General features: G+C 64.2%; 15 protein-coding genes. 3 read left to right on the forward strand and 12 right to left on the reverse strand.

What is annotated here, in order from left to right; all coding sequences use genetic code 11:
• Nucleotides 1-126: 126 nt before the first annotated feature.
• From ahcY to B5V03_RS17115, 3 genes are all read right to left on the reverse strand, one after another.
• The gene (gene ahcY / locus B5V03_RS17105; RefSeq protein WP_129271555.1) at nt 127-1,548 is read right to left on the reverse strand and encodes an adenosylhomocysteinase; all 1,422 of its coding nucleotides are present in this window, start codon (nt 1,546-1,548) and stop codon (nt 127-129) included.
• Between the two features lie 116 nt (nt 1,549-1,664).
• Nucleotides 1,665-2,861: a methionine adenosyltransferase gene (gene metK, locus B5V03_RS17110; protein ID WP_129271557.1), complete on the reverse strand. Its 1,197-nt coding sequence runs from the start codon at nt 2,859-2,861 to the stop codon at nt 1,665-1,667.
• A 62-nt stretch (nt 2,862-2,923) separates the two neighbouring features.
• On the reverse strand, nt 2,924-4,279 hold the full coding sequence (locus B5V03_RS17115; RefSeq protein WP_129271559.1) for a hypothetical protein: 1,356 nt from the start codon (nt 4,277-4,279) through the stop codon (nt 2,924-2,926).
• A 164-nt stretch (nt 4,280-4,443) separates the two neighbouring features.
• Here B5V03_RS17115 and B5V03_RS17120 point away from each other — a divergent pair, with 164 nt between their 5' ends.
• Entirely contained in the window at nt 4,444-6,162 is a 1,719-nt protein-coding gene (locus tag B5V03_RS17120; RefSeq protein WP_129271561.1) for a caspase family protein, read from the forward strand.
• A 172-nt stretch (nt 6,163-6,334) separates the two neighbouring features.
• Here the strand turns inward: B5V03_RS17120 and B5V03_RS17125 are convergent, their stop codons facing one another.
• The 6 genes from B5V03_RS17125 to B5V03_RS17150 all read right to left on the reverse strand — a co-directional run bounded on the left by B5V03_RS17125 (nt 6,335) and on the right by B5V03_RS17150 (nt 12,166).
• Nucleotides 6,335-7,453 (reverse strand): cobalamin-independent methionine synthase II family protein, encoded by a 1,119-nt coding sequence (locus B5V03_RS17125; protein ID WP_129271563.1) that lies wholly within the window; start codon nt 7,451-7,453, stop codon nt 6,335-6,337.
• Nucleotides 7,454-7,472: 19 nt separating this feature from the next.
• Nucleotides 7,473-8,189, reverse strand: a complete 717-nt coding sequence (locus tag B5V03_RS17130) for an ABC transporter ATP-binding protein (RefSeq protein ID WP_129271565.1) — start codon at nt 8,187-8,189, stop codon at nt 7,473-7,475.
• On the reverse strand, nt 8,182-8,937 hold the full coding sequence (locus B5V03_RS17135) for an ABC transporter ATP-binding protein (protein WP_129271567.1): 756 nt from the start codon (nt 8,935-8,937) through the stop codon (nt 8,182-8,184). Before B5V03_RS17135 ends, B5V03_RS17130 begins: the two co-directional genes overlap by 8 nt.
• Nucleotides 8,934-9,962 carry a branched-chain amino acid ABC transporter permease gene (locus tag B5V03_RS17140; RefSeq protein ID WP_129271569.1) on the reverse strand — a complete coding sequence of 343 codons (1,029 nt, stop codon included), beginning with the start codon at nt 9,960-9,962 and terminating at the stop codon, nt 8,934-8,936. The genes B5V03_RS17135 and B5V03_RS17140 overlap by 4 nt, the downstream gene beginning before the upstream one ends.
• 8 nt (nt 9,963-9,970) lie before the next feature.
• Nucleotides 9,971-10,840 (reverse strand): branched-chain amino acid ABC transporter permease, encoded by an 870-nt coding sequence (locus B5V03_RS17145; RefSeq protein ID WP_007601971.1) that lies wholly within the window; start codon nt 10,838-10,840, stop codon nt 9,971-9,973.
• A gap of 147 nt (nt 10,841-10,987) precedes the next feature.
• The gene (locus tag B5V03_RS17150) at nt 10,988-12,166 is read right to left on the reverse strand and encodes an ABC transporter substrate-binding protein (protein WP_129271571.1); all 1,179 of its coding nucleotides are present in this window, start codon (nt 12,164-12,166) and stop codon (nt 10,988-10,990) included.
• A 547-nt stretch (nt 12,167-12,713) separates the two neighbouring features.
• Here B5V03_RS17150 and B5V03_RS17155 point away from each other — a divergent pair.
• Nucleotides 12,714-12,998, forward strand: a complete 285-nt coding sequence (locus B5V03_RS17155; protein ID WP_129271573.1) for a hypothetical protein — start codon at nt 12,714-12,716, stop codon at nt 12,996-12,998.
• 49 nt (nt 12,999-13,047) lie between these two features.
• On the opposite strand, the gene purU is transcribed toward B5V03_RS17155, so the two are convergent.
• Nucleotides 13,048-13,911 (reverse strand): formyltetrahydrofolate deformylase, encoded by an 864-nt coding sequence (purU, locus tag B5V03_RS17160; protein ID WP_129271575.1) that lies wholly within the window; start codon nt 13,909-13,911, stop codon nt 13,048-13,050.
• Between the two features lie 154 nt (nt 13,912-14,065).
• Here purU and B5V03_RS17165 point away from each other — a divergent pair, with 154 nt between their 5' ends.
• Entirely contained in the window at nt 14,066-14,905 is an 840-nt protein-coding gene (locus B5V03_RS17165) for a uroporphyrinogen-III synthase (protein WP_129271577.1), read from the forward strand.
• 17 nt (nt 14,906-14,922) lie between these two features.
• Here the strand turns inward: B5V03_RS17165 and B5V03_RS17170 are convergent, their stop codons facing one another.
• Complete coding sequence (locus B5V03_RS17170) at nt 14,923-15,603, reverse strand: redoxin domain-containing protein (RefSeq protein ID WP_129271579.1); 681 nt, start codon at nt 15,601-15,603, stop codon at nt 14,923-14,925.
• A 21-nt stretch (nt 15,604-15,624) separates the two neighbouring features.
• The gene (locus tag B5V03_RS17175) at nt 15,625-18,945 is read right to left on the reverse strand and encodes an adenylate/guanylate cyclase domain-containing protein (RefSeq protein ID WP_129271581.1); all 3,321 of its coding nucleotides are present in this window, start codon (nt 18,943-18,945) and stop codon (nt 15,625-15,627) included.
• Between the last annotated feature and the right edge of the window lie 202 nt (nt 18,946-19,147).

Consider the following 19,147-nt stretch of genomic DNA (forward strand, 5'->3'; position numbering starts at 1 on the left):
CTGCCGGCCGTCAATTGGCAATCGGCCGTAGCGCAACTGCAAAGCGAGTTGAATTCCATGCGCCGAAACAACGAAGCCCCGGATCGCTCCGGGGCTTCGCGTCGAAGATCGATGTGATCGGCGGTATCAGTAGCGGTAATGGTCGCTCTTGTACGGACCTTCCTGCTTCACGCCGATATAATCGGCCTGGTCCTTGCGGAGCTCGGTGAGCTTGACGCCGATCTTGGCGAGATGCAGACGGGCCACCTTCTCGTCGAGCGACTTCGGCAGCACGTAGACTTCCTTCTTGTACTTGCCGTCCTTGTTGTTGGCATAAAGCTCGATCTGCGCCAGCGTCTGGTTGGTGAAGGACGCCGACATCACGAAGGACGGATGGCCCATCGCGTTGCCGAGGTTCACGAGGCGGCCCTCCGACAGCATGATGATGCGGTGCTTGTCGGGGAATTCGATCTCGTCGACCTGCGGCTTGATGTTGGTCCACTTCAGGTTACGCAGACCCGCGATCTGGATCTCGTTGTCGAAGTGGCCGATGTTGCAGACGATGGCGCGATCCTTCATCGCGCGCATGTGCTCGATCGTGATGATGTCCTTGTTGCCGGTCGCGGTGACGAAGATGTCGGCTCGGGGCGCTGCGTCTTCCATCGTCACGACTTCGTAGCCTTCCATCGCGGCCTGGAGCGCGCAGATCGGATCGACTTCCGACACCATCACGCGGCAGCCGGCCTGGCGCAGCGAGGCGGCCGAACCCTTGCCGACATCGCCGAAGCCCGCGACCATCGCGACCTTGCCCGACATCATCACGTCGGTGCCGCGGCGGATGCCGTCGACAAGCGATTCACGGCAGCCATAGAGGTTGTCGAATTTCGACTTGGTGACGCTGTCGTTGACGTTGATGGCGGGCCACAGCAGCGTGCCGGCCTTCTGCATGTCATAGAGACGATGCACGCCCGTGGTGGTCTCTTCGGAAACGCCCTTGATGCTCTTGGCGATCTCGGCGAAGTAGCCCTTCGGCTTTTCCTTGAGCTGCTTCTTCAGAAGCGCGAAGAAGACTTCCTCTTCTTCCGAACCCGGCTTGTCGAGGAACGCGGCGTCGCCGTTCTCGGCGCGCAGACCGAGATGGACGTACATGGTGGCATCGCCGCCATCATCGAGGATCATGTTCGGGTGACCGCCGCCGTGCCAGTCGAACAGCTTTGCGGTGTAGTCCCAGTATTCGGTCAGGCTCTCGCCCTTGACCGCGAACACGGGAATGCCGGCGGCTGCGATCGCGGCGGCGGCGTGGTCCTGCGTCGAATAGATGTTGCAGGAGACCCAGCGGATGTCGGCGCCGAGTGCTGCCAGCGTCTCGATCAGCACGCCGGTCTGGATTGTCATGTGCAGCGAGCCGGCGATACGCGCGCCCTTCAGCGGCTGCTTCGGGCCATACTCTTCGCGGGTGGCCATCAGGCCGGGCATCTCGGTCTCGGCGAGCGAGAGTTCCTTGCGGCCGAAATCGGCGAGCGAAATATCCTTGACGATGTAATCGGTGAAGCCGGGCTTCGCGTTCATTGCGAGTGTCCTGTTGTTGAACGGGCATTCCGGGACACCTCGAAGAGGCGCCCCGGAATCGCGAGGTGTGGATGAGGGGTTCCGGGTTCGCGCGCGAACCCGGAATGACACAGAAATCAGAGCGCGCGCTTGAGCTGCTCGACGAGGTCGGTCTTCTCCCAGGAGAAGCCGCCCTCGTTGTCGGGCGTGCGGCCGAAATGGCCGTAGGCCGAGGTGCGCGCATAGATCGGGCGGTTGAGGTCGAGGTGGGAGCGGATACCGCGCGGGGTGAGGTCCATCGCCTTGGCGGCGGCCTTCTCGAGCTGATCCTCCGACACCTTACCGGTGCCGTGGGTGTCGATGTAGATCGACAGCGGACGCGCCACGCCGATGGCGTAGGCGAGCTGCAGCGTGCAGCGGTCGGCAAGACCGGCCGCGACGATGTTCTTGGCGACGTAGCGGGCAGCATAGGCCGCCGAACGATCGACCTTGGTCGGATCCTTGCCGGAGAACGCGCCGCCGCCATGCGGAGCCGCACCACCATAGGTGTCGACGATGATCTTGCGGCCGGTCAGGCCGGAGTCGCCGTCGGGACCGCCGATGAAGAACTTGCCGGTCGGGTTGATGTGCCAGATGGTCTTCGGGGTGATCCAGTCCTTCGGCAGCGCCTCGCGCACATAGGGCTCGACGATGTCGCGGATCTGCTTCGACGAGATGTCCTCGACCAGATGCTGGTGCGACACCACGATCTCGCGCACGCCGACCGGCTTGCCGTTCTCGTACTGCACGGTGACCTGGCTCTTGGAATCCGGACCGAGCACCTTCTCCTTGCCGGAGTGGCGCGCTTCGGAGATCAGGCGGAGGATCTTGTGGGCATAGAAGATCGGCGCCGGCATCAGGTCAGGCGTCTCGTTGGTGGCGTAACCGAACATGATGCCCTGGTCGCCCGCGCCTTCTTCCTTGACTTCGCCCGGCTGGAGCGCGTCGACGCCCTGCGCGATGTCGGCCGACTGCGGATGCAAGAGGATCTCGATGTCGGCGGTCTTCCAGTGGAAGCCGTCCTGCTCGTAGCCGATGTCCTTGATCGCGGCGCGCACGACGCCCTCGATCTGCTCGTTGGTGACGGACGACGGACCGCGGGTCTCGCCGGCGATCACGACCTTGTTGGTGGTCGCCAGAGTTTCGCAGGCGGCGCGGATCTGCCACGGATCGATGCCGGCTTTCGGCCCCTCGCGGTAGAACAGATCGACGATTTCGTCGGAGATCCGGTCGCACACCTTGTCCGGATGGCCCTCGGACACGGACTCGCTGGTGAAGAGATAGGACGCGCGCATCAGTAACCCCTTGTTCCGCCGCTAAGCTGGCGGGCGTTTGCGATGTTTAGCCTTGGATTATGTCAATCACGCCGTCGCGAGATGACGTAGGATTCGTCGAGAAACCAGAGCCCGTTGTATTTTCGAAGCACGTCCCTGGCGGCGTCCAGAGTGCGGCCGTTCTGAGTCATATCTGCCAACCGGTCGTCCTCAATCTGAGCGACATACACCGCCGCATTCCACGCTGCAAAGGCCGTCGAGGTTCCGATGGAGCCGGTGACCTCGTTGGGCAGCGCTTCCATATCATACCTGAAGATCGAGCGGTTGTCGGCGTAAGCATTAAAATTTAGGTCGCGGCCCAACGACCCGAGCTCGTACTTCACGGCGCGCAATAGCTCATGACGGCTGACTGAGAAAGGATTTTCTCCGGGCCAGATCGCCCGGATCATTTCCATGCCCGGATCCTGGCCATGGGAGTGGATTCCGATCAGCCGCCCCCCGGGCCGGAGCGCCCGCGCCAGCGGCGCAATGATCCGTTTTGCCCGGAAATTGACCGAGGACAGCGCGCGGTAGGGCTGGGAGGCAATGACGAGGTCGAAATTGGCCTCGGTCTGGCCGGGCCGCGGAATGGTCGAATCCAGCAGGAACCTATGGTCCTCGCGATAGAGCACCAGAACGACGGGCCGCTCGTAGAGCGGCATGGCCGTCCGCGGGCTGATCGCGGCGCGCCAGTTTTGCTCCAGGAACGGCCTCAGCTCCGCAATCTGGGCCTCGAACTCACCCGATGAGCCCCCCCGCAGCGGGACCTCGTGCCAGACGGTGGCCGCCGCCGCCGCAGGCGAGGCCGGCGTCAGCCAGGGCGCCTCCGAATAGAACATGTTGGTGAAGACGAATACCGACGCGGGATGCTCGAAAATGCGATCCGGCACCTTCTCCAGCGTCAGGCGCAAATCCTCGAGGCTGAGCTCCTTGCCGGCCACATAGAACGGCATATGCGGGTAGCGCTGATGCGTAGCACGCAGCACCCGCGCCAGCACCGTACCGTCGCCGACGCCGGCGTCGAAGATGCGCAGTGCCGGCGGCCGCGGATGGATGGCGGCCAGCTCCAGCGCCACGCGGTCGGCGACGACCCGCTTTTCGCTGCAGGTGTGGACGAACAGCAGGTATTTCTGGCGGTTCTCGAAGAAGCGGAAATTGCCGCGCGGGTCGCGCTTTTCCGGCGGCACCTGAAGCCCCCGCGGCGGCGGCAGGCCGCCGGTCGTCGATGCCGCGATATAGGCCTGGAGCCGCTCCAGCGTGTCGACGGTAATGCGTTTGCCCTCGCGCAGGCGCTGCACGAGCTTCCCATCGTTCACCGCACGCCGGCCGAAGGTCGATTCCGCCATGCCCGCCTTGCGGCAGAACTCGGTGATTTGGCTCAGGATTTCGTCGTTTTTCATAAGTGGGAAGGCGGTGGGCAGAAGAGTTGGGACCCGCGTCGTAGCAAATTCTGCCCACTGAGGGAATACCGCTTCCCCGCTTTACCCAAGTCCGATGACGCGCACGTGAACCCCAACGTGCCGCCGGACAACAAACAAGCACTTCTCGTCAAGGAATCACCATCATGAGCCGCCTTCTCGTCGCGCTCGCTCTGCTCGCTGCAACGCTGTGGTCGGCGCCCGCGTCCGCCCAGGCGCGCAGCCAGCTGGGACCGCTCTGCACTACCGAGACCACACCGGCGGACCAGATGGTCGACGCCTGCAGCAAGATCATCGCGCTGAAGGTCTTCAAGGGCGCGCAGCTCGCGACTGTGTATTTCTGGCGCGCCGTGGGCGCGAACAAGAAGGGCGACTACGCCAAGGTCATCGCGGATAGCACCGAGGCGATCCGGCTGCAGCCGAGCCAGGCGGTCTACAATCTCAGAGGATCGGCCTATTACGACAAGGGCGACTACGACATCGCCATCGCCGATTTCGACGATGCGCTGAAGCTTGGACCACCCAGCGGCATCATCTTCCACAACCGCGGCAATGCCTGGCGCGGCAAGGGCGACTATACCAAGGCGATCGCCGACTACGACATGTCGATCAAGGCCGACCCGAGATCGGCATTCTCGTTCCAGAACCGCGGCATCTCGAAGGAGGCGCTCGGCGATTACGACGGCGCGCTCGCCGACATCAACCAGGCCATCCGGCTCGACCCGACGCTGCCGCAGCCGCTGATCAACCGCACCTCGATCTGGCGCGCCAAGGGCGATCTCGATCGCGCCATCGCCGATGGCAGCGAAGCGATCCGGCTCGCCAAAGAGAAGCCGCCGGTCAACATCATGACGCCGCCGAACAGCGTGCTGATCTCGGGCTATACCCATCGTGCGCTCGCCTATGAGGCGAAGGGCGACTACGCCCTTGCACGCGAGGATTACAAGGCGACGCTGGCGATCGTGGCGTCGGATGCCGGCAGCAAGGCGAGCCAGGCGACCGCAAAGGTGCGGCTGTCGCTGGTGACGGATGCAGCCGCGCCGATCCCGCGCGATGCGCCCTCGCCCACAGCGCAGCCGACGACAACTCCCGCCCCGCAGCAGACCGGTGCGGCACCCGCGCCTTCACCTGCTCCAGCCGTTCGCGGCACGCGCGTGGCGCTGATCATCGGCAACGGCGCCTATGCGCATGTGAAGGCGCTGCCCAATCCGCCCAACGATGCGCGCGCGGTCGCGAAGAGCCTGCGCGACATCGGCTTCACCGTGTCGGAGGGCGTCGATCTCGACCGCGCGGCGATGCAGAAGATGACGCGCGACTTCTTGCGCGACGCGGCACGGGCGCAGGTGGCCGTGGTCTATTATGCCGGCCATGGCGTGCAGGTCGACGGCCGCAACTATCTCATCCCCGTCGACGTCGAGCTCAAGCCGGGCACGGGCATGACGGAAGCGATGATCGACATGGACACGATCATGGCCGGCCTCGACGACCAGGTCCGCACCAACATTTTGATCTTTGATGCCTGCCGCAACAATCCAATGGCGCAACAGGTGGCGTCGGCCGGCGCCAGCCGCGCCATCGAAGGCGCCTCGGGCCTCGCAGCGCCGTCGAGCCTCGGTGCTGGTGCAACGCTCGGGGCCGGCACACTAATCGCCTTCGCCACCGCGCCGGGACAGGTGGCACTCGACGGCGAAGGCGCGAACTCGCCGTTCTCCGCCGCCCTCTCCCGTCATCTCGGCACGCCGGGACTGGAAGTGCAGCAGATGCTGACGCGCGTGCGGGCGGAGGTGGTTTCGAGCACGAAGAACAAGCAGGTGCCGTGGTCGAACTCGTCGCTGCTGGGCGAGGTCTATCTGACGGCGAAGTAACGGTGGGTGGGGCCGTCACCGGTCAGGGGGCGCTGCCAGCCACACACTCGGCGTCATCGCCCGGCCTTGACCGGGCGATCCAGTACTCCGTGACGGTTATGATTCAGTCGATAGGCCGCGGCGTACTGGATTCCCCGCCTTCGCGGGGAATGACAGCAGCCTCGTGGCAAACTTAATTGCCCCACACTTCCTTTGCGATTTCCACAGCGAGGCTCAGCTTGGCCCACTGCTCTTCCTCGGAGAGGATGTTGCCCTCTTCCGTCGAGGCAAAACCGCACTGCGGCGACAGCGCGAGCTGCTCCAGCGGCGCGAACTTGGCGGCTTCTTCCAGACGACGCTTGATGTCGTCCTTCTTCTCGAGCTCGCCGAACTTCGAGGTGATCACGCCGACCACGACGACCTTGTTCCCCTTGGGCAGGAAGCGCAGCGGCTCGAAGCCGCCGGCACGGTCGCTGTCGTATTCGAGGAAATAGCCGTCGTAATTGGTGCCGGCGAGCATGGTCTCGGCCACCGGCTCGTAGCCGCCCGAAGAAATCCAGGTCGAGCGGAAATTGCCGCGGCAGACATGCGTCGTCACCACCATGTCGGCGGGCTTCTCGGCCAGCGCGTAGTTGATGATGCGCGCATAGATCTGCTGGAGGCCTTCCGGATTGTCGCCGCGCTCGCGCGCCTTCTGCAATTCGTCCGGCGAGCAGAGATAGGCCCACACGGTATCGTCGAACTGGAGGTAGCGGCAGCCGGCGTCATAGAACGCCTTCACGGCCTTGCGGTAGGTCTTGCCGAGGTCTTGATAGAACGCGTCGAGGTCGGGATAGACGTCCTTGGAGATCGCCTTGCGGCCACCACGGAAGTGCAGCACCGCTGGCGAGGGGATCGTCATCTTGGCGGTGACGTGGGCTTGATCAGCGTTCTTCTTGAGGAAGCGGAAGTGATCAAGCATCGGGTGATCGTCGGGGAAGTCGAGCTTGCCGATGACGCGCACCGCATCGTGACGGGTCTGCACGCCCGCGAACTGAATGCCGGTATCGGGGTGGAACAGCTCGCAGCCGGTGAGCTTGGCCAGGAAGTCGAAATGCCACCAGGAGCGGCGGAATTCGCCGTCGGTCGCAAGCTGCAGGCCGACCGAGGCCTGCTTATGCACGACCTTCTCGATCTCCATGTCCTCGATCTTGCGCAGATCGTCGGCCGAGATCTCGCCCTTCTCCAGCCTGATGCGGGCTTCCTTGATCTTGGCGGGGCGCAGGAGACTGCCGACCTCGTCGGCGCGGAAGGGGGCTTTGGTTCGCTGCATTTCTTACTCCCGGGATTTTCTAGTGGGCCGCCGCCCCTGCCACCCCGAGATGACGCTCCAGGACCGAGGGGTCGGCCTTCAGGGCGGCGCTCGGGGCGTCGTGGACGATCGTTCCGCGCTCCAATATCACAACACGGTCGGCGAGCCCCAGAATCTTTTGCGCGTTCTGCTCGACGATGATCGAGCAGATGCCGCCTGCCCGGGTGATGGCTCCGATCGCCTTCAAGAGCTCCTCGACGATGATGGGGGCGAGCCCCTCGGTCGGCTCGTCCAGCAGCAGGACCTTTGGGTTGAGGGTCAGCGCACGGCCTATCGCCAGCATCTGCTGCTCACCGCCGGAGAGCTGGTTGCCAAAATTGCTGCGGCGTTCCTTCAGCCGCGGGAACATCTCGTAGACCTTATCGACGGTCCATGGACCGGGCTGGGCTACCGCGGTCATGTTCTCCTCCACCGTGAGCGAGCGGAAGATATTGCGCTCCTGCGGCACCCAGCCGATGCCGGCGCGGGCCCGCTGGTCGGGGCGCAGGCTCGTGACGTCGGTGCCGGCGAGCGCAACGGTGCCGGAGAAGCGGCGGGTGACGCCGACGATGGAATTGATCAGCGTGGTCTTGCCGGTGCCGTTGCGCCCAAGCAGCGCCAGCACTTGGCCCTCGGCGAGGGACAGGCTCATCTTCGGCAGCACCACCGCCTCGCCATAGCCGGCGCGCAGGGCGTCGATCGCGAGCAGGTCAGACATTGACCGCCTCCTCGCCGAGATAGACGGCCTTGACCTGCGGATCGCGCGCGACCAGCTCGGGCGGGCCTTCGGTCAACAGCGCGCCGGAGACCAGCACCGAGATGCGGTCGGCGAAGGAGAAGACGAGATCCATGTCGTGCTCGATCAGCAGCACGGTGACGTCACGCGGGAGGCTGCCTACGACCGCGAGAATGTCATGGCGCTCGCTCTCGGGCACGCCGGCGGCGGGCTCGTCGAGCAGCAGCACGCGCGGCTTGGCGGCAATCGCGACCGCGATCTCGAGCAGGCGCTGCTTGCCGTAAGGCAGCGTCACGGTCTCTTCGTTCATGACGTCGAGCAGATGGAAGCGCGTCAGCAGGTCTGCGATCTCGCCGTTGACGTCGCTGCGCGTCCCCATCCGCCGCCACCAGTCGCCGCCATGGCCGAGGCGCTCGGAGACGGCAAGGCCGATGGTTTCGAGCGGGGTCAGATCGGGATAGAGCTGGTTGATCTGGAAGGTGCGGGAGAGACCACGCAGCACGCGCTTGTGCACGGGCAAATCCGTGATGTCCTGGCCTTCGAGCAGGATGCGGCCAGAGTTCGGCTTCAGCACGCCGGTGAGCTGGTTGATGACCGTGGTCTTGCCGGCGCCGTTCGGGCCGATCAGCGCGTGACGGGCGCCCTGCTCGATCTTCAGCGACAGATCGCGGGTAACGCGCAGGCCGCCGAACTGCTTTTCGAGGTTCTGGGTTTCGAGCGCGATGGTCATGAATCGCTCTCCGGCACGGCGACGACCGCTTTGCGGCCCGCAACCTGCTTGATGATCAGGTTCGGCACATACAGCACCCAGCGATGCAGGCGCTGGCGGCCGACCAGCACAATCACGACCAGCACGAGGCCGATCCAGAACTGCCAATATTGCGGGGTGATGGTGGCGAACACTTCCTGGAGCATGCGGAAGATCACCGCGCCGACGAGGCCGCCATAGAGATAACCGGTGCCGCCGATGACCAGCACCAGCATCAGGTCCGCGGAGCGCTCGAAAGCGAATACGTCGAGCGAGGCGATCGCGGTGGTCTGGGTGAACAGCGCGCCTGCGATGCCGGCATAAAACGCCGCGAGCGTGTAGATCGCGATCAGGCGGCGGTTGACGGGAATGCCGATCGCGGCGGCGCGCAGCGGATTGTTCTTGATCGCGCGCAGCGACAGGCCGAACGGCGAATGCACGACGCGGCGGGCGAACAGGAACAGCACGAACAGCACGGCCAGCGAATAGAAGAAGCCGGCCTTGCCGAACATGTCGAACGGGATCTCGCCGAAGATCGGCTGCATCTCGATGCCTTGCAGACCGTCGGTGCCGCCGGTGATGTTGGAGAAACGCTCTGCGAGCGCCTCCAGCAGCAGCGCGATGCCGAGCGTGACCATCAGCCGGGTCAGGTCGACGCCGCGGATCACCAGGAAGCTGGTAGCAAAGCCGAGCACCATTGCGGCAAGCCCGGCAACGATCAGCGCGAGCACGGGCTCGTTGATGATGCCGTGCAGCGCAAGCAGCCCCGCGGCATAGGCGCCGACGCCGAAGAAGGCGGCGTGGCCGAGCGAGACGATGCCGGCATAGCCGAGGATGAGATCGAGCGACATCGCGAACAGCGCCAGCCGCAGGATGTCGGTCATGATCAGATAGCGCGTGGGAAACAAAAAGCCGCAGGCCAGCACGATGAGCCAGAAGGCGGCTTCGCCAAAGTGCCAGCGCGCCTTGCGCTGGGCGTGATAACCGACGTCGGAAGAAGCGCTCATCGGCGAACTCAACGCGCGGCCGTGCGGCCGAACAGGCCGTTCGGGCGCCAGATCAGGATCACGATCATCATGGTGTAGATCACGAAGGGTCCCATCTTCGGCACGTAATATTTGCCGGCGACGTCGCCGATGCCGAGCAGGAGCGAGGCCAGGAACGGTCCGGTGATCGAAGACGAGCCGCCGACGGTGACCACGATCAGGAAGTAGATCATGAATTTTAGCGGGAAATACGGATCGAGGCCGAGGATTTCGGCGCTCAGCGCGCCGCCGAGACCGGCAAGGCCGCAACCAAATGCAAACGTGAAGGCGAACACCTGCGGCACGTTGATGCCGAGGCCGCTCGCGGCGCGCGGATCGTCAACGGCGGCGCGTAGCCGGCTGCCAAAGCGGGTCTTGGCCAGCACCATCTGGAGACCGATGGTGAGCAGGCCGCAAATCACGATGATCATCAACCGATAGCGGCCGATGCCGACGCCGAACAGGTCGAACTGCCCCTGGAGCGCGGCAGGCAGGTTGATGAAGACGCGCGAGGAGCCCTGGATGTAATCGACCGCCGCAACCGACATGAACGTGAGGCCGATGGTGAATAGCACCTGGTCGAGATGGCTGCGCGCATAGAGATGTCGGTAGAGCGTGCGTTCGAGCACGATGCCGATCGCGGCCGACGAGACGAAGGCGAGCGGCAGCGCGGCGAAGAACGGCCAGCCCATCCGGTTGACCAGCACCATGCAGACATAGCCGCCGGCCATGGCGAAAGCGCCATGGGCAAGGTTGACGAAGTTCATCAGGCCGAGCGTGACCGCAAGCCCGCAAGCGAGCACGAACAGCAGCATGCCGTAGGCTACGCCATCGAACAGGTTGGTGAGGATTGAGGTCATCGTCTCTGCTTGGAGTTATTCGTCTCGTCATGGCCGGGCTTGTCCCGGCCATCCACGTTCTTGTTCAGGCCCCCGTGGATGCCCGGGACAAGCCCGGGCATGACGCTGAGAGCGGGATGCGCGCCCGGGACGACGCGCTTTCGCGCGTCACTTCTTGGTCTTGCCGAGATCCTTGACAGCTTCGAAGGTCGCGAACTCGACATTGTAGAGTTCGCCGTCGACCTTCTCGACCTTGCGGATGTAAATGTTCTGCACGATGTCGCGGGTCTCGGGATCGATCGAGATCGGGCCGCGCGGGCTCTCCCACTTCTGGCCCTTCATCGCTTCGATCAGCTTGTCGCCATTGGTGTCGCCACCCGTCTTCTTCAAAGCTTCGTAGATCAGGTGGATTCCGTCATAGCCGCTCACCGCCATGAAGCCCGGACGGTTGCCGTAGGCCTTCTTGTAGGCCGCGACAAAGTCCTTGTTCATCTGCGAGGGGTGCGCCGCGGAGTAGAGATGCGCGGTGACCGTGCCGAGCACGGCGTCGCCCATGTTGTTGAGCAGATCGTCGTCGGTGACGTCGCCGGGTCCGATCACCTTGATGCCGGCCTTGTCGAGGCCACGCTCGGCATATTGCTTCATGAAGTTGCCGCCCTGACCGGCCGGCACGAACACGAAGATCGCGTCGGGCTTGGCATCCTTCATGCGCTGGAGGAACGGCGCGAAATCGGGATTGGCGAGCGGCGTCTTGACCTCTTCGACCACCTCGCCGCCGCCGGCGGTGAAATTCTGCTTGAAGAAGTTCAGCGCGTCATTGCCGGGCGCGTAGTCGGAGGTGAGCGTCGCCACCTTCTTGATGCCGTTCTTCACGGCCCAGTCGGCGATGATGGTCGAGGACTGCGCCAGCGTGAAGCTGGTGCGCACGATATAGGGCGAGCGCTCGGTGATGATGGAGGTGCCGGCCGCCATCACGACTTCCGGAATCTTGGCCTGCGTCGCGAGCGGCGCAGCAGCGAGGGCTGCCGGCGTCACGCCGAAGCCGGCGATGAAGTTGACCTTGTCGTTGACGATCAGTTCCTGCGCGGCGGTCTTGGTCTTGTCCGGGATTGCCGCGTCATCCTTGAGGATGATCTCGATCTTCTTGCCGGCGACGGTGTCGCCCTTCTGCTGCATATACAGCTTGATCGCGTTCTCGATCTGCTTGCCGGTGGAAGCCTGGCCGCCGGTCATCGGCAGGATCAGACCGACCTTGACGCTGTCCTCGGCCTTGGCCGGAACGACGGCCGCGAGGCCCGCGATGGCGGCCGCTGCTGCGGTGCGTGAAAACTGTTTTCGTTCGAACATCAGATGTCCCTCCCCTTCATTCCTGACCTCTTGTGCGCCGAACCGAGTGCCCGGTCCTTGCCTTAACCTTAGCTCACGCGTGCGCGATGTCGCGCGTCACATGGCGTCTTTCGCGCCCTTATTGTCAATCGGACGTTTGGCGACCATTCGGCGCAAGCCGAGCGTTCCGATTGCCGAGGGTGGTGGGGCGGCGTCGTGGTTACATCGGAGTAACCCGAGCACCTCGATCTTGTCCGCCATCTGCGTCGCCTTCATTTGTACGATTGTACAAATAAAATGGACCTGTCAACGAAAAAGCCCCCGTGACGGCCGAGCCAGATTGCCGCGAGCAGGTCATGCAGTCTAGGAAAGGCGGCGGCGGGGTGGCTGGAGGATTTCGCCTTTCATTTGCAGAATTTGAACATTGGCGAGCACGGCACGCGCCATGCCATTTCGGTATTTTTATACCTATCTCGAATAAGCCAATTTTACCTTGTTGAAGGCTATCCTTCCTGGGCGCCGGTGATCCGGCATCCGACCTCCTGTTTCGACCCGGCGTGCCCACACCATGATGATGCAGATCCGTTCCCTCCTGCTCCTCCTCGCGATTACCGCGGGGCTGTCGGGCTGCGGCACGGTCAATGAGAAGCTCTCGGCCGGGATGGGCGACTATGTTCCGCAATGGGCCGGCGGCCTGCCGGCGGACGCTCCGCCGCGGCCGGGCACGCCGCAATACGATGCCTACATGAAGGAGCGCGAGCGCAAGCGGCTGCTGCCGGCGACCGACCGCGAAAAGGAAGAGCAGGCGCAGAAGGGCGCGACGGGATCGACGTCGGCCGGCGCGGTGCGCTGAGGAAGCGAATGGCGAATAGGGAGTGGCGCTAATCGCCACTCACCATTTGCTAATCCACAAACACCACGGTCTTGCGGCCGTTGGGGATGACGCGGTCGTCGAGATGGTAGCGGATCGCGCGCGCCAGCACGCGGCGCTCGATGTCGCGGCCCTTGCGAACGAGATCTTCCGGCGTGTCGCGATGGCTGATGCGCTCGACGTCCTGGTCTATGATCGGGCCCTCGTCGAGGTCGCGCGTGACGTAATGCGCGGTGGCGCCGATCAGCTTGACGCCGCGCTCATGGGCCTGGTGGTAGGGTTTTGCGCCCTTGAAGCCCGGCAGGAACGAGTGGTGGATGTTGATGCAGCGCCCCGAGAGCTTTGCCGAGAGATCGTCGGACAAGATCTGCATGTAGCGGGCGAGCACGACCAGATCGGTTCCGGTCTTCGCGACGAGATCGAGGATCTGCGCCTCCTGCTCGCGCTTGGTCTCCTTGGTGACAGGCAGATAGTGAAATGGGATGGCGCCGAAATCGAGCCCGTCATAGACCTCGCGCGGATGGTTGGACACGATCGCGGCCAAGGTCATCGGCAGCTCGCCGGTGCGCCAGCGGTAGAGGATGTCGACCAGGCAGTGGTCCGACTTCGACACCAGCAGCATCACCTTGCGATGCGCGGCGCGGTCGCGCATCTGCCACTCCATGCCGAAACGCTCGGCGATCGCGGCAAAGCCGGTCTGGAGCGCCGTGAGCTCCACGGCGAGATCGGCCGCGGTGAACACCACGCGCATGAAGAACTTCTTGGTCTCGACATCGTCGAACTGCTGGGCGTCGAGAATGTTCTGTCCGGAATTCGCCAGGAAGGTCGACACCGCCGAGACAATGCCGGGGCGATCCGGACAGGACAGGGTCAGGACATATTGATGATCGGGCATGACTGTTGAGAACTGGCTCTTGATCAAGGTTTGTGCAGCGGTGCGCGGAACATCCGCGATTGCGCCCTGCTCTATCACCGACGCGACCCTTGCGCCAATCCCGACCGCAGAGTCAGGATGAACGTACCATTGAAATTCTGACCGGAGCACGCCCATGGCCGACCGCTTGAACGGCACCCGCATCCTGATCCTGGAAACGCGCGAGGAAGCCCAGTTTTCCAAACTTCTGGCCGAGCAAGGCGCCGAGGTCGTGCAATGCCCGATGTTCACGATCGAGGATGCACCGGACCCCGCCCCGGTCGAGGCCTGGATCCGCCGCGCCATTGACAAGCCCCTTGACGACCTCGTGCTGATGACCGGCGAAGGCCTGCGGCGGATCATGAAGCTCGCGCGCACCCGCGGGCTCGACCAGGCCCTTGTCGCGGCGCTCGCCAAATCGCGAAAATTCACCCGCGGGCCAAAGCCCGGCAAGGCGCTGCGCGAGAACGGGCTCGAGGCGCAGCAGACCACGGAGAAGCCGACCACCGAGGGCGTGATCGAGATGCTGGGCAAGCTCGACCTGAAAGGACGCCGCCTCGGTCTCCAGCTCTATCCCGACAAAGACCACAGCGCGCTGACCGGCGCGCTCTCGGCGCAAGGCGCCGAGGTCGATACCGTGCTGCCCTACGTCTACGATTCCAAGGCAGCCGATGCCAACATCGTCGCCGCCATCGATGACATGGCGCAGGGACGAATCGATTCCATCGCGCTCACCAATCTCGGCCAGGTCCGCCGGCTGATCGAGGCTGCGAAGGCGCATGGCAGCGACGCGAAGCTGCGCGCAGGGTTGGAGCGGACGCTGATTGCGTCGGTGGGCCCTGCGGTGTCGGGGGAGCTCGCCGCGCATGGCCTGCGCACGGACATCGCACCGGCGGAAGACCAATATTTCATGCGCCCGCTGATCTCGGCGATGGCGGCAGCGCTCGCCGGGAAACGGCCGAAGGTGGCGGGTTAATCACCAGGCGGCGGTGCCTAGCTTGCCATCTGCGAGGCGGCCGACATCACCTCCTGAGGGCTCGGCGCCCCGAACATGCGCCGGCCGCCTTCTGGAACCTCGGTAAAGGTCCAGCGCACGACCCCTTCCCGATCGAGCAGGAACTGGCCGAACAGCTGACCCTGGCCGGTTGCCGCCATACGCTGATCGGCTTCCATCATCTCGTAGCCATCTTTGTTGTTGAGATGCTCGGCAGCCGCCAAACGATTCATCGGCCCGGACAATTCTCCGGGAATGTCCACTTGCATGCTCATGACCACATCCATGCCCACCTTGTGCGGCCACTCGGTTTCCTTCTCCGTGAACTCGAGATTGGGCAGGCCGAACGCACGGTGCGAGACCCGTTCGGGATCGGACGCGGCGAGCAGATTGGGCAAAGGGTGATAACGGAAGTAGAGCCGCGCGCGCTCGATCGGCGTGTTCACGACCGTGAGACTTTCGACGCCCTTGTCGCGCAGAGCCGCGTCGAGTTGAGCCTGTGCCGCGATATGGCGGCGGCAGAACGGGCAGTGTAGGCCGCGATACAAGCCGATCAATATCGGACTATGCCCGCGAAAATCCTGGAGCGCGATCGTTCCATCGCGTGTGATGGCGTCCAGCACGATGTTCGGTGCGCGATCGCCCGGTTGAAGCGGTCCGTCGACATGAAGTTCTGACATGGTTGAACTCCTTCATATGACCTAGTCAAGAAATGGCAGTACGATCAGCCCGGCGGGATCAAGCCCGTGGCGGGCGCAGACATCATGGGCCAGCGCGAAATATCGGTCGGCCTCGGGCATATCGCCTCGATCGAGGCTCAGCGTCGCGAGACCATCATAGCATGGAAAGAGCTGCTGCGGTTCACCGGTTTCGTTCGCCACCTCGATAGCCTCATTGTAGCAGAGGGCGGCCAGATCGGGGCGGAAATGGCATTGATGGATTTGCCCGAGCACGATCAAGGGCACGGAGAGATGCTCGCGCTGATCGAGCGCACGGTCGATTTCGATCGCCTTTTCGGCAGCCGGCACCCCTTCCTCGGTACATCTGTCCGTGAAGGTGCAACAGGCAACGGCAAAATTGGCAAGAAGACGCGCCTGGAAGCCGAGATCCCCGATCCGAAGCGCGACATCGAGCCCACGCCGGCAGACCTCCACGGCTTTCGCCGGGTCGGCAATCGTGTAGAGCACACCGAGATTGGTGTAACCGCGGCAGGCTACGTTCAGGAGGCCGGCTGTTTCGGCGGCTGCAACACTTTGCTCCACCTCGCGCACCGCCTCCTCGTGTCGTCCAAGCCGCGCCAGCGCAACCCCCTTGGTGTTGAGGGCCTCCGCAATGGCACGTGCCGCCTCGAGACCGCCCTGCTCGTCCCCGTCCGCCGGTACGGACCGTGCATGGCCGAGCGCCTCGTCTGCCCATCTTGCGGCGGCCACGTGATCGCCCGTCCGAAACGCGAGACGGCCGCGCTCCTGCAAGAGATGCGCCCACTCGATGGGCGCGTCGGTCCCTCCAAGCAGTTTGGCCGCCTCGGCGTAATGCGTCTCTGCCATGATCCGCTTGCCGGCGTCCCACAGCAATCGGCCAAGCTTGCGAAGAATTCGCGCTTCGCCGATCTGGTCCTGTATGGCGCGGTGCCCTTCCAACGCGCTCTGATAGTGCTCCTCGGCAGTGCTTCGGCGGCCAGCCGCACCACAGAGGTCCGCAATCCGCTCGTACAGGACCAGACGTTCCGGCTCCCGTTCGCCGCCGGTCAACAGCACGGCGAGGGCCTGTTGGTAGAGACGGATGGCATCGTCATTGGCATAGCTGGCGCGTGCGCGATCGCCGGCCGCGCGCAGATAGCGCGCGCCCTTCGGCTTGCTCGCGCTCAGACTGAAGTGATGTCCGAGCAATATGAGATCTTCGAGGCGCTCGGGCTCGGTGCCATAGAGCCTCTCGAGCGCCCCACCGATCCGTCCATGAAGCTCGATCCGGCGCTGCAGAAGCAGGTTTTGATAGATCACGTCCTGAAGCATGGTTTGCGTGAAGCGGTAGGTCCGCAGTGAAATCGAGTTCGAGCCCGCGATCTCCTCGATGATCTCCGCGTCGCACAGAAGTTCGAGCCCTGCTTCAACCCTTGCCGGCTCGGTTGCCGCCGCACCGAGAGCAGCCGCATCAAAACGCGGGCCGATCACCGCGGCCTCCTGTGCCAGGCGGCGCACCTGATGCGGCAACCGGTCGAGACGCGCCAGCAACAACGCCTGAATGCTTGCCGGAATATCGGCGGCGGCATCATCCGATTTCATCCGCCACTGCGCACCGTCGCGCTCCAGGGCGCCGGCTTCGATCAGGCCGCGTATGATCTCCTCGAGGAAAAGCGGATTGCCGCCGGCGCGATCGAGGATTCGACCGAACAGACGTCCCGGCGGTCCACGCCAACCGTGACTGAAATAAGCTGCGAGCAGCTTTTGTCCGTCAGCGTCGCCAAGCGGGGGCAGCCGAAGGGTTGTGTGACTGATTCTGCTCGAACCGAACTGGTCCAGTTCCAGCATCGGCCGATGCGTGAACAGCAGCATCAGCCGCGTCCGCTCCAGTCGGTCCATCAGGAATCGCAACGCTTCGAGAGACACCGCATCGGCCCAATGCAGATCCTCGACGATGATCAGCAATGGCGACAGTGCCAGGCGGCGTTCGAAGACGGTGCGAATCGCGAAGAATATCTGCCGGCGGAGCTGTTCGGGCTCGACATGCCTGAGCACGGCGTTGGGGTCGCCGAGGCCGAGCACGTGCAGATAGAGGGGCATCAGGCGGTCGGCCTCGTCTGTCGCGAGGCCAAGCTCCGACAGCGCTTCGGCGACCTTCGCCTCCGCCTCTGTAGCGCTCGCCTTCTGCGCAATGCCATAGGCGCTGCGCAGCACGGCGGCGAGCGTGCCGTAGGATTGTTCGCCGAGCGGCGAGCAGGACGCCTGCCGGATCGCCACGCCTGCGAATCGATCCTGGTCGCGGATGCGGGCGGCGAACTCGCCGACCAGGCGCGTTTTCCCGATGCCGGCTTCACCGACCAACCGCACCAGTTGAGCCGCGCCGCCGCACGCGAGATCAAGGCTGCCGATCATGCGCACAAGCTCGGCGTCGCGCCCGATCAACGGCGCATTGAGGCCCAGCGTGTCGAGACCTCGCGCCGCACGGGGCGTGTCGAGCGGCTCCTTCAGACGGTGGACCAGCACGCTGCCCATCTTGCCCTTGAGCGAGACCTCGCCAAGCGAGTCATAGGAGAAGGCATGCCGCGTCAGACGGTGGGTCAACGGCCCGACCAGCACCTCGCCCGGAGCCGCCATCGACTGTAGTCGCTGGGCGGTATTCACCGTGTCGCCGGTCACCGAATAGGATTTGGCAGCGCCCACACCGAGCCCGCCCGCGACGACGTGACCGGTGTTGATGCCGACATGGAGCAGCAGCGGTGAACCTGCATACGCCTTCGCGCGTTCGCTGAGGCGCTCCGTCCGGCCGATCATGTCGAGGGCGGCGCGCACCGCCCGCTCCGGGTCGTCCTCGTGCGCCGCCGGCGCACCGAACAGAGCAAGCAGCGCATCGCCGATGAATTTGTCCACGAAGCCGCCAAAGCTTTGCACCGCAGCCGTCAACTCCGCGAACAATTCGTTTTGAAGCGTCTGCATGACTTCGGGGTCGAGCCGCTCGCTCATCGCAGTGAAGCCGCTGAGGTCGGCAAACAGCACGGTGATGGTGCGGCGGTTCGCCTCGCTGTCGATCTTGTCCGACGGAGTTCGAAATGCGGCTTGAGCCTCCTCCGTCGGCACGAGCGGCGGAGAGGAGGACCGGATCGGAAGCGTGGTCGGGCTCGTCCGCGCCGATGCCTGCCCGCCTGCAGGGACCTCAGAGACGAAGGCACCGCATTTGGGGCAATAGGCGAAATCCGGCGCGCATGGAAAGCCGCAGCCAGGGCACGCGTTCGGCTGCTTCGTGCCGCACTTCGGGCAGAAGGCAAAGCCGCTCTGGACCTCTAAACCACAGCAAGAGCAGTTCATGGGTCAAGACCTCGCGGAAGCCGCGACGGCGCGATCTACTGGACCTAACGGATGGGCCCAGGAACCAGGCGAGCATGGGCTCTGCGCGCCGGAAGCGCAAGCGGCGGCCAATCTACCTCTCCGTATCGGCTGGGCAACGAAGCGATGCTGCGGCCGCACTGGCGCACCGCTCGGCGTCGGTAAGCATGGCGGCATGCGGCAG

It is taken from the genome of Bradyrhizobium betae, assembly GCF_004123905.1.
GTDB lineage: Bacteria > Pseudomonadota > Alphaproteobacteria > Rhizobiales > Xanthobacteraceae > Bradyrhizobium > Bradyrhizobium betae_A.